The sequence below is a fragment of the Mycoplasma sp. 4013 genome, assembly GCF_054353875.1.
The window spans coordinates 73,298-90,922 of the sequence record NZ_JBTHHK010000002.1 but is presented as its reverse complement, the minus strand read 5'-3'; the positions used below and the strand labels follow the sequence as shown (position 1 = coordinate 90,922).

Annotated in this window: 8 protein-coding genes, 1 tRNA gene and 1 other RNA gene; all 10 read right to left on the bottom strand. The window is 26.9% G+C overall.

Annotated features, from left to right (window positions below):
* Positions 1-29 precede the first annotated feature (29 nt).
* Positions 30-408, bottom strand: a transfer-messenger RNA (tmRNA) gene (ssrA, locus tag ACXYRO_RS01110).
* Positions 399-845, bottom strand: a complete 447-nt coding sequence (gene smpB / locus ACXYRO_RS01105; protein WP_458597590.1) for an SsrA-binding protein — start codon at positions 843-845, stop codon at positions 399-401. Before smpB ends, ssrA begins: the two co-directional genes overlap by 10 nt.
* 81 nt (positions 846-926) lie before the next feature.
* Positions 927-1,655: a hypothetical protein gene (locus ACXYRO_RS01100; RefSeq protein ID WP_458614061.1), complete on the bottom strand. Its 729-nt coding sequence runs from the start codon at positions 1,653-1,655 to the stop codon at positions 927-929.
* A 2-nt stretch (positions 1,656-1,657) separates the two neighbouring features.
* Positions 1,658-3,064 (bottom strand): hypothetical protein, encoded by a 1,407-nt coding sequence (locus ACXYRO_RS01095; RefSeq protein ID WP_458614060.1) that lies wholly within the window; start codon positions 3,062-3,064, stop codon positions 1,658-1,660.
* A gap of 100 nt (positions 3,065-3,164) precedes the next feature.
* A complete protein-coding gene (locus ACXYRO_RS01090; RefSeq protein WP_458597593.1) occupies positions 3,165-3,821 on the bottom strand; it encodes a hypothetical protein in 657 nt (218 codons plus the stop codon).
* A 300-nt stretch (positions 3,822-4,121) separates the two neighbouring features.
* On the bottom strand, positions 4,122-14,147 hold the full coding sequence (locus ACXYRO_RS01085) for an SGNH/GDSL hydrolase family protein (RefSeq protein WP_458614059.1): 10,026 nt from the start codon (positions 14,145-14,147) through the stop codon (positions 4,122-4,124).
* A gap of 180 nt (positions 14,148-14,327) precedes the next feature.
* Positions 14,328-14,412 (bottom strand) — tRNA-Leu (locus ACXYRO_RS01080).
* 68 nt (positions 14,413-14,480) lie between these two features.
* Positions 14,481-14,744 (bottom strand): HPr family phosphocarrier protein, encoded by a 264-nt coding sequence (locus ACXYRO_RS01075; RefSeq protein WP_435128905.1) that lies wholly within the window; start codon positions 14,742-14,744, stop codon positions 14,481-14,483.
* A 255-nt stretch (positions 14,745-14,999) separates the two neighbouring features.
* Positions 15,000-16,322, bottom strand: a complete 1,323-nt coding sequence (locus ACXYRO_RS01070; protein ID WP_435128902.1) for an ABC transporter ATP-binding protein — start codon at positions 16,320-16,322, stop codon at positions 15,000-15,002.
* Entirely contained in the window at positions 16,315-17,622 is a 1,308-nt protein-coding gene (locus ACXYRO_RS01065) for an ABC transporter ATP-binding protein (protein ID WP_458597595.1), read from the bottom strand. The genes ACXYRO_RS01070 and ACXYRO_RS01065 overlap by 8 nt, the downstream gene beginning before the upstream one ends.
* Between the last annotated feature and the right edge of the window lie 3 nt (positions 17,623-17,625).

The window sequence follows — 17,625 nt, the reverse complement described above, 5'->3', positions numbered from 1 at the left end:
ACTCTGCTTTTTTTAAAAGGACAAAAAAATGGTGGAAGCAACGGGAATCGAACCCGTGTCCACACATAAATATAATTCATACTTCTACAGTTTAGTTTATTTTATTAATCAAATTATTTAAAACAAACAAAATAAATAACTTGATTTTAGCTTATTTAAGATTATTTATGCTAACTAATAACCCGATCCTTGTAAACCTTGTTTAATAGTCCAGGAAAAACTAAAAACAACTTGCTCTCTAATTCTTATGCGAAAGCAAAATTTGATTGTGTTGCAAAGAACACTGGTGAAACTTCTGGAGTTTCTGTTTTATTATCTTTTCCGTTTAAAAAAGCCTAGTAGAAATTATAGTCTTCCACACTACTGCGATACAAATTTACCTATATATGTCGAAACCATTATGCCCCCAAATAAGTTTTTAAAGTTTTTTGTAACCTTTTTTCAACTTCTTTTTTGGCTATTCTTTCACGTTTGTCATACTTTTTCAACCCTTTAGCAACTGCAATTTCAACTTTTATCTTTGATACTTTGTTAAAATAAATTTTTAAGGGAATAAGTGTAACCTGTTGAGTATCCAAAATATGTTTTAACTTACGAATTTCACTTTTATGCATTAATAACTTACGGATTCGGGTAGGTTCACATTTTACTTGCATATATTCTTTAAAAAATGCTTCATTTAAATATATTTCATTTTTATAAATTGAACCATAAGCAACATCAATACTTACAGAATTAGCGCGGGCTGACTTAACCTCTCATCCTTGTAGTTGAATACCTGCTTCATATTTATCTAAAATTTCATAATCTCGATGCGCTTGCTTATTATTTGCAATAATTTTCATAAGTTAATATATTATACAATTTTATTCGAATCATATAAAATGAGAATCTGTTTTTTATAAACCTTTATACATAATAATTTCTTAATTATTAAAATTTACATAGTCAAAATATAGCCCGTGGTAATATGCCTCATGTTCTTTTCTAAATGATTCGTGCATTTTATAAATAAAGAATGCATATACATCTTGTGCATCTGTTTTAAAAGTTTTCTTAAAATAAGAAACTCTTAATAAGCGAACTTTATCGTCAAAAAATCATCTTGGGATATATATATAATTATTTGGTTTCAATCCGTTATTAAAATATACTGATGCATCTAATAGTGGTTGGTCTTCTATAACTATTGCTTGTTTAACACACTGTTCAAAATGTCTAAGTGACTTTTTACTAAATAAAAAACCTTTAATATAAACATAGAATACAAACATAAATGCACTATAAGGAATAACTAACATACTTAAAAATTGAAATATTCAAATACCGGAAGATCCACCTTCTTTTTGATAAAGCACCATATTAGTAATATAATAAATGAAAATCACAATTAAGAGAAAACTTGTAATTGAAACAATATATAAAAGTTCTTTATAGATTTTATATATATATTTTTGTATTTTATTTCAACCATTAATAAAAGTAATGTGATATTCATTTGATTTTATTTTTATATCACGTTTATAAACATCTTCTATAATAAAACAAGGATATTGATATCTTATAATATACAATAAAATAAAAGTTGGCATCAAAATTAAGAGAATAAAACCCGCCATACCACCATTAATTCCTAAATAAAACTCTAATGGCATTTTTACCCTAAATTATCTATTTTTGTATGATTAGGTAATTTTCTTATGTAAAATTGTTTGGTTTTTGGGTTATAAACTTTCCTAAGATTTCATAATCATAGTTGTATGTCAGATTTTTTCAGCATTTCATCTATATTCAGAACTTGCCCAGTGCTTAGGTTTTTAAAAACTAAATTTTTTCCTCCTACTCCACCGTTACTATAAAGATCAGTTTGTAGTGTCTCTTTTATAACAACTCATTCAACTTTCTTAATCTCATCAATTTCTTTTGAGATAGCAATTAATTTTGATTCAATACTAGATAAAAAATTATTTATTTTAACTGCTACATCGTTTGTTTGTTTTATTTCGTTAGCATTAGTATATATATCGAGTCCGTCTAAGGCTAGTGATGGTATATGAATAAAAAGTGATTTGAGAAGTTTTGCGCTCCCTTCGATAGCGAATTTAAAAAAATGACCTTCCTTATAATTCTTTGCTGCTGAAAATATGTTAAGTGCGTATCCATCAATTACATTACGTGCATATCCATAACCATCATATACACTTTCACCAAGATTTTGTTTTGATGGTTTAAATATCTTTTGTAATTGCTTCATATTATTTAAATATACATCTCTTTGTGTTCTTATATTTGAGATTGCAATACTTAGACCAATTGATGCAGTCGTTGAAACTACTGTCCCGATGAAGCCTCAGCCCAAGCTAAAAAAACCTATTATTGTACTTATTACAGAAGCAACTGACATACTTACTTGTGCTGCTAATAATTTTTTTAGTGTACTATTTAAATAAACAAGATTATCATTTATATCTTTATAAATCGAATTTAATTGTTTTACTTGCTTTTCTAATTCAAAAAAGTGAATAGTTAATTTTTTTGAATTTTCTTGTTGGTTGTTAATATTTATTTGATAACCTTTTTCTCCATCTAAAACAATTTGCTGAATTTCTTGACTTGATCTATTTCTTCTTTTATAGTCTTCATATTTACTTCTTAAATCCGATTTGAAATTATTCAAGTCTTTTTTAAGTTTCTTTTTAAATTCTACGAATCCTTTATTGTTAATATAATCACTTAATCTACTTGCTTGTTGATTTGTAATTAACTTCTTTTGTTTATATATATTTATAAAGTTTTCAGATATTTGCTTAAAGTTTGAAAAAGTAATTTCTGTTGTTGCTTTTGTTACAGTTTTACTTTTTGAAACAATGCTTTCTGTAAGATTATCTAAAATTTTATTATTATCTTTGAATAAATCTTTTGTAAGCAAATCATCATTTATAAAATCTAATACAACTCTTTTTTCTTCATTTTGAACTTCTAATTTAACAATATGTGCTGGAACACCAGCAATACCACCCAAACCAGAAATTGGATCACCTAAATCAAATAGTAATTTTTTCATATTTTCCTTTATTATTTTATGTTTTCATTTTATCAAAATTCATAAAGTAGGACAAAAAGATTATCATAAATACCTGTTAATCCTTTCGTCCTACTTTGTATTAATTATATAACCCTTTTTTATTTATTCATTCATTTTTTAAATATAAAAATTGTTTATATAAATCTATATATATAAGGTTCCCGTTATGAACTTCTTTAAAATGATAACCTCAAGCAAAAAAATAATTCATAGCAATTATTTCTTGTTTTTTACTTGAATAGCCTATTAAATATTCATAATTTAGCAAAACCTTCTTCTCACTTTCATAATCAATATGATAAATAGGTTTATTTTTAAAATAGTTGGTTTCAGTAATTCCATTTAAAAAGTACTCATCTTGATGAAATTCAAATTTTTCTATTAAATTTTCTATTATTACTTTAGATTTTCTGAGTGCCTTGGTATATAATTTCAAAAACTTAAAAGTAACAATAAAATATATTACATATATAATATCTATCATCCTTATATAATTCAAATTTATAATTTCAGAATCTTTCATTTCAAATATATTATATTTTATTGCAATTTGTAGAGATATTTCTAATATTAATATCGCAAAAATTAATGATGTTAGAATACCAATACCAATTTTTTGATGTGTTTTACTTTTTTTAAGAAATATTTTTGCACCTTCTTTAAATAAAATATTAGTGTTTTTTGCAGATTCTAATCTAGATAGTATAGTAATTTTATTAGTTACAAAATTAGTCATATTAAGCCTTATAAAACTTACAATACATAGTCAAGTACTTGGTACAGCAGAAAAAATAAAACTAAAAATAATTACCATAATAAATACAAAAGAATCTCAATCCATAAATATATTTCCTTATTACTTTATTTTATCAAATATTGCTATTTATTGGAAAATATTAAAAACTTTCCTTATTACCTTGTGCAATAAACAAGGGAAGAAAAATTAGCATAAATAGTTGTTAATCTTTTTACCATCATTATCCCTTCATAAGTATATAAAAATACTAGTCATAGCTAGTATTTTTATATAGTATTCTTATCTTTTTAACGAACCACGAGCAATGGCTTCTTCTAAAACTTGTCGCATCAATTTACGAGTATGACGATCTCTTTGGGTAGGAGAATCATAGTAAATATAGGCTAATAATTGATCACTTCAATAATTTTTTATGCTTGTGCTATATGACCTATTTCCTAACACGAATTCTTTATTAAATCCTCCACGTCTTGCCATTCCCATTGCAACCTTTTGATCAGTTGTAAGTTTATTAAAAATGAGTTTATATCTAGAATCATTAATTGCTTTTTCAAAACCTGACCATAAACCACCCATAAAGTAACCTTCAACATCTAAACCTGAAAGATTTCAGAAAATTTCACCTGTTACACCTGCTCCCGTATGGATAAATCATAAGATAAATGCTGAAAGTCTAAATAATAACCTGAATTCATCATTTTTATAAAAGTCTTTACCTATTTTATATTGTTTTTTGCTTAGTTTTACAATCATTTGACGATATATAGGTGCAAAAATTGAACCTAGTAAATCCGAAACTTTATCTCCGTTCCTGAATATCTCTGTTATTCCACCATATACTACTCCATATGGTGCTGGCACATCTTTTTTAGCATTTGGTGAGCTTGGTTTATTCGATGAACCCGATGCATTCGAATTACTTACAGGTTTCTTTTTAAGTATCAGTGTATCAATAAAATGATAAATCCCACCTCTTTTGCTCATATCACTGGTTTCAAATAAAGAATTTAAAAAGCGAACATAATTTTCATCACCAATTGCATCTGCAATAAATGCAATTAGATTAGCTTGACTGCCCATTTTACCTATATCAATGTTTTTATGATCATTAGTTAATATCATGTATAAAGCACCATCTAAAAAAGCACGTTTTATATAAGCAAAATTATCTTTATTTTTACTTAATTGTATTTTTTTAATGTTTTCATATATGTTATTAACTATTATAGGTAATTCAGGACGTTTTACTAATGCTTTCATAAGGTTACTTATAACATTTTGGTATAAAGTTAGATGCTTGTTTTCAGTAAGATTAAATCCTACATTACGAAGTTTGGCAATCATCACTTGTGCAAGTCCTTTAGCAATTCTTGGATCAGGGTTAGACAATGTTTCTTTAACTCATGTAGTAAATTTAGATTTAAAATCTTTTGAATTAGGTGATTTAAATAAGATATTTATCGCTCCAAATCAATCATCAGCAATTTGATAATCATTTCCACGATCAACAAAATCACCTATGACCATATTAATAATATCACGGATATTTTTGTTTTGTAAAGCTAAAATAATTGTGTCATTAATTACACTTGGATCATTGAAAACTCCGTCTTCAACTAAAACCTTAGAAATGTTAAGATCCTGAATTACTTTAGTTATTTTGATCTTATCATCTAACAGGTTTGTTACTAAATTTACCAATAACTCCTTAGCACCAGCTTTATGCTGTGTAATAACTTGATCGTTAATAACTTTTTTAATAAATGGAAAATCAGTAGCTTTTATAGTTTGTAGTGCATTAGAAATAAATTTTGATTTAAATCCATTAAAATCATTAACTTGTTTAATGGTTTGTACCATTGAATCAGCAAGGTTATCAAATACACCAATTCGATTAAACATATTACCAAAATCATTTGCGAATGCTTCGATAAAGTTATTAATATTAGTTGATTTCTTAACATTTAAAAATGATACTGCTTTTTCTATAATGGATTTAATTGCTGTTTTAGTTGCAGCTGATGATAGACCATCTAAAGCAAGTTTTTTAATTGAATTTTTAAACTCACTTTCATTTGCTGCTACTGAAATATATTTTTTAAACACATCAAAAAAAGTGTTTGAATAAGCAAATGTATTTACATTATTTATGTAGTATTTAGCAATATTTGTAATTAATGTTTTTAATGTATCTACTTTTAAAGCAGAATTAATTAAATTAGTAAATTCGCTTTGTGATAAAAATCCATTTGTAATAAATGCTTGTGTTTTTGCATCAAAAGCATTTCAAATAAATCCACCAAAATCAACTTTCTGTATTGTTAATTTAACTATATTTTCAACTAAAATAATAAAATCATTTTTGTTTTGTTGAATACCATTTTCTCGAACTACATCGTTAAGTAAATCAATGATTTTTGCTTCATAATCATGAGATGAAACAAATAACTTGAAACTTTCTATTAATTTATTTAATACACTATTAAAATCAAAATTAAGTCCATTTCTTGCTACTTCATCAACTGATGAATCAATTAATAAATCTGTAACAGGAACATAATGATTAACTTCTTTAATTGCACCTAATAAAGCTTTTACTAAGTCTTCTTTATGTGATACATTAGTTAATAATGCAGCAAAGTCTGAGTGTTCAAGTTTATGAATAGCAAATTTAGCAATAAAGTTCTTGATATCATCATTTTTATAAAATAGAGATATTAATTTCTTACCAATAGTTTTTAATGAATTTTTAAAATCATCATTATTGAATATATTTTTAATTAATTCAGAAAGATTATGTGAGTTTTTAATAACATCATATCTACTTATAACATTATCTAATAAAGTTGCTATTCTTGATTTAATTTCATTATTTTTTAACAAACTTTTAATTACTTTTTTAAGTAACTCTACATCAATGCCATTGCTTGTATATGAATTTGGGTTCTTGAAAATATAAGCAAACATTTGATCGACAAATGCATCATTTTCACTTATTGAGTTATATAAAGCAACACCAATTTGTACTACTGTATTTTTATGATTTTTAATATTTTCGAATGTTTGTAATGCCGCAATTAAAACATTATCATTAAATACAAACAATTTTGGTATTTCAACTTTTAATTTTGCTGCATATGCTGCAAATGAATCCGTTGATGCAAATGTATCAGTTAATAAGTTAATTAAGGGTTGATATACATTAATTTTTTGTAAAAATGGAATTATTGAAGAAATTAAATCATGAATTAATGAAATCTTATTAATACCAGCAAGATTTAAGCCTAATTGAGTTATTCATTTATCTAAAACACTTGCTAATATATTTGAAACCGTTGTGTTGGTTAATATATTTTGAATTCCATTTGCAAAACTTGTTTTAACAAAATTTGCTATATTGGTATTTTGTAGTAAATTCTTAATTAAAGCAAAAGGGTTGTTTAAATATGTGATTCAATCGGTATTTTTAATCAATTCAGGTACAAATGTTTGCATTGCTTGAGTTGATAATGTATCGTTTAATACTACTTTTACAAGTTGTTTAATATCATCTTTTGAAATAATCGATAGTATTTGTTGGTTATTAATTGAATCGATTGCAGAATTGATAAATTTATCAAAATATCCATTATTTTTTAAATGAATTAACAGTTGTGTAACAACCTTAATAAAGGATTCTTTATGTGTGACAATAACGTTTGTAGCAAGTAGTGAATCTACATATTGCTTAGGATTTTTAAATACTTTTTCAGTAATAATTTGTGATATTTGATTAGGTATTTGAGCAATTTTTACTAATACATCATCAGTACTTGAAGCAGCTTGTTGCAAGGTTTCAAATACTTTTTCGATAATAGGATCAATTAATCCAATGTGATGCACAACATCTTTGATATTACTTACAAAAGCACGAATAAATACTTCATTTTCTGTTACATTTACACCATTTTGAACAAGTAAATTCTTAATGAGTTCATAAAGAGAATTATTGATATCAGAATTTTGTAATAAATCATCAATAAATGCTTTTAAATCAACTTTTATAGAATTTATATCTATAACTGTTAATAATTTTTTAAATAAATCATTATATGAAGTAACATTTTCAAATTCGTTAATATGTTCAATTAATTTACTAAATGTTGCATTAATTAAATTGTGAAAATGAATGTTCTTCAACATTGCTTTAGCAACATCTGAAAGTTGACTTAATCCGATAAAGTTTTGAATCTGTGTTTTTGTAGCAGTTGGTAAATTATTTATCAATTCATCAACAAAACTTCCATCACCTAATTTTGTAATTATATTAGTTATAATAGTGATAATATCGGTTTTATTTTCAGTAAATAATCCAGATTTAATTACTGCTTTTAATAACTTAATAATATTTTCTTCTTGCTTATTATCCTTGTTTAAACGAGCTTTAAATCCATTTAAAATCGCATTAGCAATACTTGTAAAATTAAAGTTTAATCCGTTGTTTTGCAACGATGCATAAATTACTTCAAAAGTTAATTCACTTATATCAAGTTGACTATCAACTATATCGTATATCTTGATGATGTTTTCAGCGAGTTTATTTTTATCATTTACCCCTTTTAAATATGGTTGCAACACTTCCTTATTTAAAAGTGATATTACAAGTGATTTTAGTTTTTCTTTAACAGATGCTTTTGAAACAAATTCTTTGATTAAAGCTACTACTTTTTCTTTAATAGAATCTTTTAATCCAGTAATATTAAAAATTGCTTTAACTAACTGGTTATATGAATCAGGTGCTTTTAATGATGAAATATGATCAATAGCACTATCACCAAGTGATTTAATGATTTCTTTAGTTTTTGAATCTTTAAGTATAGTTTTAATCAAATCTCTTAAAGCACCCTTTGTAAATCCTAGGGTAGTTTCTACTGAATCAACCGAGATTTTTTCTGCTAATGCTTGTGTATTAGCATCTGTTCAATATTTATCTAATAATTTGTTAAAAATTTGTTTTAGTCAATTGTGCTGATTTTGCACAAATTCTGAATTTAACAATACTTTTACAAATGCATAATTATTTAAATCAATTGCTGATAATAATTTATTTGTAAATAAACTAATTAATTCATTTGTATTAGTTGTTTTATTAATTTCAGCTACTGGTATAGCAAGTATTTTATCAATAATCGAAACATTACTATCAAGGTTATTAATAGCCTTAAGTAATGGGTTTAATTGATTTAATTGTTCATCACTTAATTTTTGCGATGCATCTATAATCTGATTTGAAACTAATGCATTATTTATGATATCCTTAAAGATTAAAATGTTGTTAACAAGACTATTAAAGATATAGTTAGCAACCGTTGCTGTATATGCTGGATATTTTTTAACTGCATCTGAGTTATAAAGTTTTTTAACTAAATTATGTAAGTTTTCAATAACTTTGGTTTGCAACTGTGATGCTAATGAAGTTTTTAAAGTTGCTACTCTTTGATCAAAAACTGATTCAGAATCATCAAAGAATGTTTTTAAGTTATTTGCAACTAAGTCAATAATTCCTAATTCTTTTGCTCATGAATATGCTTCTTTGAGAAAAATATTTAAAAACTGATGAGTTTGTGGATCATTATAAATTTCAACAAAGTTAAATTTTATAACATTCGATAGAATGGTATTAATATTTGATACCAAGCTATCATCATTTAAAATTTCATCGATTCAAGTTGTTAAACTAGTTTTTAGTTGTTCTCCGTTAATAGATTTAACAACATGATTCAATAAATCTTTGATACTGTTTATTGATTTAAGATTTTGGATGTTATCTAAAATGTTATCAACAATTCCTTTAAATAAATTTTTAGTAGATTCTTTATTTAAAAATGAATAAATAATTTGATCACTTATTTGTTCTGATGTATATTTATTAACTTCTGCTAAGGTTGCTTGTGGAAGTAAGTTCAAAATTTTTGAACCTAAATGTTCATCTGTTTTAAAATAGTCATATACATTAATAAAGATTTGCTTTAAATCGTTTTTATGGTTTGAAATGAAATTATCTGGCAACCCTTTAATTAAGGTAATAACTTTTTGTGAAATAACATCTGAACTAAACTCGGATGCTATTTCATTTGCAAATAAATTAAGTATCTTTATAGGATTAGTATTTCTTGATTTTTGATATAAATCCAATGCTTTAAATAAATGTTCTACAACTTTTAAATTATCAAATTGTGATAATAAATAGTCTAATAAATCAGAAATAAGTTGGTTTTTATTAGTAGTATGTGCAAAAATTCATAAATTACCTATTTTTTCACTAATAATGTTTGCTAATAACTTCTTCAATGTAGCGTCGGTTTTATATTCATTAATAATGTTGGTAATCGATTCTTTGTTTGAACTTATAAAGTTAGTGTCTTTTAAAAATAGATTAATTATGTCTATTCAACTATTTGCATTAACAAACTCTTGAGAGTGATCTATGATAAATGCTGTAAAATTGGTAAATATAGAGTTAAACGCAGTGTTTTTGATTATCTTATCAAACAAAGTCTTTGATTCTGTCTTATTAAGTCCTAAAACACTCTCTGGGAGCATTTTGTCAAGTGCTGCTGAAGCATATTGATCTTTAAATTTAGCAAAAACTTTATTAATCAACTCTTTTAATAATTCTTTATTTGTAGTAAATAAAGGGGTATTTAATAAAAGTTTATATAAATCAAGATCGCTAAAGTCAAATAATGATATTAATTGCGGTAGTTTTGATAATAATGAATTTACATCATCAGAAGTTGTAACAAGTTCAATAACTTGTTCAATTAAAGGATTTAATTTATTTAATGACTTAAGTACACTTAAAGCACTTGGATAAACAGAATTAAGAACATGTAAAAACTTTTGATCAAGAGCGAAACCATTTGCATTTGTAACTTCATAAATTATCTTAGCGGTTGTTTTAGTTAGATCATTATTATTAATTACATCTAAAAGAATCTCTTTAATTTCTTTATTTATAACTTCTTTAACTTTCGGTTCTTTTAAAAGAATTGAAACAAGTTCTTTTGGTGATGATAGTTTATCAAGTAAATCAGGATTCTTTAAAACACTTTCTAAAAGCGCAACTACTAACTTCATTGTTTGTGGACGATTTATAACATTTAAAGTTAATTGCAGAATTTCATTTTTATCAACATATTTTGCTATTTGTGGTTTATCAAGCAAGTTGCTTAATAATGATGTTATACCATTTGAAAGCACACCTGATTCTTGTAATGAATTTAAAACGACAGCAGCGGTATTTAACACACCATTTGAATTATCTTTAATTCATTTTTGATTCAATAAATCCTTAATTTGAGTAATTGTGTTAGTAGTGTATTTGTTTTTAATGATTGCAAAAATTGCATCCGGGATTTGAGCAAGAATTTTTATTGGTTCATTCGATGTTTTAACTGCCTTAAGTTTATCAATAAATGCATCAATAATCGGATTGATAAGTTGTTGTTTTTGGATATATGGGATGATATTTTGTGAAAAATCACTTATAAACTTGATATTATCTGAATTCTTAATATCTATCCCAAATGTAGTAAGCGATGTAGACATTACATCATTGATGATTTGTGGTAGTTCATTATTAGTTAAAATATTATTAAAAATTGCAATTAATTGTGGTTTAAGATTATCAATTGGTAAATGTTGTATTGCATTAGCAATTAAATCATTTAGGCTTTGCGCTTTATTATATTCAGCAGTATTATTTAAAATCGCATCTAAGGTTGCTTTTAAAATATCAAGTATTTGTGGTTGACTAAATACTAAATTAATTAACTTATCAAGTGATTTAGTTGGGATATATTTTGCAACCGAACTATTAGCAAAAAGGTTGCATACAGATTTTGAAATCCCTTTTAATGTATTTAAATCTAAGGCATTACTGATAATTTGTTTTATAAATGCTTTATGATGCTGCAATAAATCAGAATTTAAAATTATTTTAATAAAATCAAGTAATTTTGGTTCATTTTGCGATCCAATAAATTCTGTTGTAATTAAAGATCTTAATGCTACTGAAAATAAATCACCGATACGGTTGTATCCGTAATATGGAAAACTATTCAATGTATATGAGGTAAATTTATCAATTAGTTGTTGGTTATCATTAAGTTGTTTTAATAATTTAATTAAATCATTTATAACAACATTTACTTCATCAGATGTGATATTTGCTGTTAAATTATTTTCTTTTAAAAAGTTATAAAGAAATTCTGAAGCAACTGCCTGTAGTTTAGGACTAGTTAAAAACTCGAATAATAAGGCATTAAGGTGACTAGAAATGCGAGTATTGATTTGTGGATCTTTTAGTATATTTGAAAACACATCAGATAAATTTGAAACATCTGTAAAGTTATCTGGATGTAAAGCATATGAATCCGCAAATGCTGAAACTAGTTCTTTAAGATGCTCAGAATTTAAAACAGAATCAAGTATTGATGAAATATCAGATTCTTTAACATTATATTTTTTAATTGGTGCTAAAATCGCATTCATTACAGCAGATTTTACATTTGGTCCGAATACCTTAATTGCATTATTTAAAATGGTTTTTAAAGCATCAGCAAACTCTGTTTTATACTCTTTAACCATATCACTTGAAGCAACAGCAGAAATTACTATAGCAAGGTTATCTATATTTAAAATAGAGTATTTAAATGCTGCAGAAACATTATCTAAGGTAAGTTGATTTTGTTCTTGATATTCTTGTAGTTGAGTTTGCAAGTTATATAAAATTCTTTGTAAAGTATTTGAACGAAGTAATGATTCAACTAATGAGTCCTTAGTAAATTTACCACTAGCAACTTTTTTATTAAACAACTTTGCTAACTTACGCTCTGGATCTAAAACATTATAAATAGAGTTATTAGTTAAAAAATCAAACGCTTCGCGAGTTAGATAAGAAAAAGTTTCAGTTAATTCTGCAATGCGATTTCCAAAATTATATATATCTCTTTTGTCATCAATTTCTTGTTCATAATTATTTTCTACATCTAAATATGAAGCAGTGTTTGGTCCAAAAAGTTGTGAATTAGGAATAATAGGTTGGATTTGGTATGTTGCACTATTGGCATCAAAATCCAAATATTCTTGTGAAAAATCATACCCTTTATAATCATTAATATTTAGTGATGGATTAGTGATTTTTAAATATATATCCATTGCCATTTTTTTGTATCCAAAAGTATTTGGATGGATATCGAAAAAGATAGTAGATAATTCGGAAGCATGTTTATTTCAATAATCATTATTAACAGGTTGGATAAAGTTAATTTTATTAATAATCGCAGTCTCTCGAATTCCTTTGTTTAAAACATTTACCAAGATATCAAGTGGTGAAAAATCTAAACTTCCACCTAATAACTTAGCTACATATTCTTTTATCACATTGGCAATTGATAACATCGGAGTAGGATAACCGATAAAGTTTATATTAGCATTTGGAGCGAATTGTTTTAAATTTGCTACGAATGTTGTAAGTCTTTTTTGTGTTTCTCTTAACGCATTATTAAATAACTTGTTTATTAAAACAACTGCATCAGAAATAATTGCTTGACCTTTTAAATAATTTTTTATTAAGTTAGTTACATCATCAGTTGCTAAGTTTTGGAATAATAGAAACAAGATATCATTAGCAGATAACGAAAAAGTAACCAAGTTTGCTTGTTGTAACTTGTCTTTTATTTGTTGAGCTTTTGCTTGTCAGTCATTTCCAAAAATACTTAATGTATCTTCATCCTTAACAAGTGAATCATCATAAGGGATTCCAAGTAACTTGATTCAATCAAGTAATCGAGAACCAGATACGGCAAAATTATTAAATGCTATAACACGGTGGTTTTGATTTAACAAACGAGCTAAGTATGCAGGATATGAAACACCCGAAATACTTCCATCACTTTCTAATTGACCAGGATATGATTGTGGCAAGGTTCCATCAAATCCTTCAGTAATCGAATCACCAATCGCTACATAACGAATATCTTCATTAGCAGGAATAAAATGTTCTGATTTTTTACGTTTTGCCTCATCAATATGGTCAAATTTTTGATCACCTAAAATATTTAAATTTGACAATGTGCTCTTAGGTGGTTGTACAGGTTGTTGTGGGAGTTGAGTATTAGGTATAAGAACTGGTTTTTGATAAAATTCCTTGCCTCCACGAGGTAATTCTTCAGAAGAACCTGGTGCCTTACATGCAACTGCAATAGTAGTAGCTGCTAATAAAAGGGTGGAACTTGTTATAAGAAACTTTCTTTTTTTCATACTTCCTTTCACTTCATTATATATTTTATATATAATGACTTTTTTATATAATACCACATTTATCCAAAAAAAAGAATGATTATTGGTCGCTAAATACAAGCAAAAAGCACACATATAAAGATTGAAAAGAAAATTCAATCCTTGTGTGTATGCTCTTAATATAACTAATTTGATAAATTTTGGTGCCCAAGACAGGGCTTGAACCTGCACGGATTGCTCCACTAGATCCTTAGTCTAGCGTGTCTGCCAATTTCACCACTCGGGCTTTTTGTTTTTATATTTTAGCATATTTTTACAAAAAAGTTAAAAAAATTAAAACGCAAAGCATTTTAATTAAATTAATTCGTTCTTTACAAATACATCATGAATGGCATCAAATGCTTCTTGTTCATCTTCACCCATAACTTTAACAGTTACTTCTGCTCCACATTTAACACCTAAAGACATAATATTCATAATTGATTTTAAATTCGCTTCACGTCCACCTGATTGTAATTTAATATCAGATTTATATTTTGAAGCTACAGTTACAAGAATTGAAGTAGGACGTGCATGAAGTCCAATCGGATCAACTATTTTAGCTGTAAATTCTTTCATAATAGCCTTTCATTATTTTATTAAATATTGCTACAAATGATAGCATGAATAAAATTTTATACTTTTTTTACTGTTTTTCACTAAAATAAAGTAATATTTTGTTAAATATTTATCATATTTGTGGAATAAATCGCATATTTTATGTGATTTGAACTTTTTCACCTTGTATATAGACATAAAAGTAATATAGTTATGAAAATAAAGTGATTTATTTGTTTACAATAGAAACAAAAAAACCTTGCAAAAACAAGGTTTTTAATATTTTCCTGCTTGTCAATCTGCAACTTCTTGAGCAGTTCCGAGCACAAAATGATCATCGTTTATTTTAATTCATTCAGGTTGGTTATTTTCATCATATTTATGCATATTGATATCATAAACATATCCAACCAAACTTCCTTTGCTTCCTTCAATTGAAGGAACTGCATCAAGTAAGCTTTTGGTATATGGATGCAATGAATGATTCATAATTTCTTCGGTTTTTCCTACTTCTAACAATCTTCCTTTATTCATAACAGCAATTCGATCAGAGATATATTCTACCATACGTAAATCATGTGCTATGAATAAAATTGTAAGTTGATACTTTTCTTTTAATTCATTGAAAATATTAACCACCTGCGCTTGTATAGACACATCAAGTGCTGAGATAGGTTCATCTGCAACCAATAGCTGCGGACGCAGTACAACAGCACGAGAGATACCAATTCTTTGTTGTTGTCCACCTGAAAATTCTAATGGATATCTACGCAATACTGATTCATCTAAACCAACAGATCTTAATATATCACGAACTAATAAACGCTTACATTCTTTTTCAGTATGTTTACTTAATTTATCACGTTCTGCTCTAAGTTCATCAAATAGTTTAGTTATATGTGGTTGATTTAATTTAATCACTTGGTTATATAAATCTACAAAGAATGCTTGATATGAAATATCTTCATTGGTTGCTATTTTAATATCTAATTCTTTTTCATAATTTCCAAAAAATTGTGGGTGGTTTTGTTGTGAAAACTCTTTATATAATTTTACTTTTGCTTCTTGATCATAGTTATACAAGAAAATTTCTTTTGCATTTTTGGTATTAGTTAAACCTTCTGAAACAATTGCTTCAACATTAGCATGTGGATTTAACGAGTTGGCCGGATCTTGAAAAATCATTTGAACTTTGTTGGTTAAAAAGTTTTCAATTGCTTTATATTCAGCAAGTTTTTTACCTACTTTGAACCCACGAGTAAGTTTTCTCGGTAAGGTTTTATCAAGTAGTTTAATTTCACCAAAGCTATAAGGAACCAATCCCACTAAAGCACGACCGATGGTGCTTTTACCACTCCCTGATTCGCCAACAAGTCCTAAAACTTCACCTTTATAAATGTTTAAATTTAAATCACTGACTGCTCTAAATGCTTTAATTCCACTTCCATAAGTGATATCAACATTGCGCATAGTTACTAATTCACTTTCACCATGCTTTGGGCGTAGCATTTCTGCTACACCTTTAGTTTGAGTTCGTCAAACTTCTTTTTCACCAAATAAGAATCTTTTAACTTTATATAATGTTCTTTCGTTACTCATTTTCAGCTAAAAATTCCTTTCATAATCTTTGGATAAGTTCAGGTGGTTGGTATTTTGGAGCTTGTGGATCTAATAAAGCAGACTTAACACGGTGAGTCTCTGAAACATAATAAAAATCTGGTTCAATTTCAAAGTCACGCCCTAATGCATAATCATTTCTTACCGCAAAAGCATCACCTTTGATGTTATTTAAACTTGATGGTACACTTCCACGGATGGTTGATAAACGACTTCCTTTGTTAACATCGGGCATACTAAGGATTAACCCCCATGTATATGGATGCTGTGGATAGTGTAAAATTTCATGTGCTGTTCCTTCTTCTATGATTTGTCCTGCATACATAATAGAAATGTAATCTGAAATCGATGCAACAACACCTAAATCATGGGTAATAAATACGATAGATAACTTTAATTTAGTTTGTAAATCTTTAATAATGTCTAAAACTAATGCTTGCACAGTTGGATCAAGGGCAGTGGTTGGTTCATCCATAACTAGAATTTTTGGTTCTAATGCAACTATTGCAGCAATAACTACCCGTTGAACCATACCACCAGACATTTCATGTGGATATAACTTCATAACTGCTTCAGGATCATTTATTTTAGTTAGTTTTAAAAACTCTACAGCACGATCATAAGCTTCTTTACGGGTTTTAACAACCTTATTTAACAGCATCCCTTCCATAATTTGTGTTCCTACTTTCATTGTAGGATTAAGTGTTGACATTGGGTTTTGGAATACAGCAGAAACTACACGACCACGATAATGTGAGCGCTCTCAATCGCGAAATGAGAATTTTTCAACATTATTGTTGTATAAAAGAATTTCTCCACCATCGATAACAGCATTATCACCAGTAAGTCCATATAGAAGTGATGTTATTACTGATTTTCCTGATCCTGATTCACCGATAATTGCATGAACTTTACCTTCATAAACTTGCAAGCTTGTTCCACGAAGCACAATATTTTTTTCTCCTGGACGAGCTGGGTTAGTAAAAGAAAGTTTAATATCTTTTATTTCTGCAGCAATTTTTAATTTACTTCCATCTTCAAAAGTTCGGTATTGTACATTTTTATAAAAATTATCTCAATTGAAATAAGAACGTTTGAAACGGGAAAATAAAGAAAATTTCTTTTGTTTTTTTGAAACTTGTTGTTCATAGGTTTTTGTATCAATGTTAGTTTGTTGATTTAAAGATTCTTGATTTTGGTTTTTTAAACTTAAATCATTAGTAGTTTTGTTAGTTTTTGTATCAAAACGTCTAAATCATCTACTATTTTGTTCTTTTCTCACAAT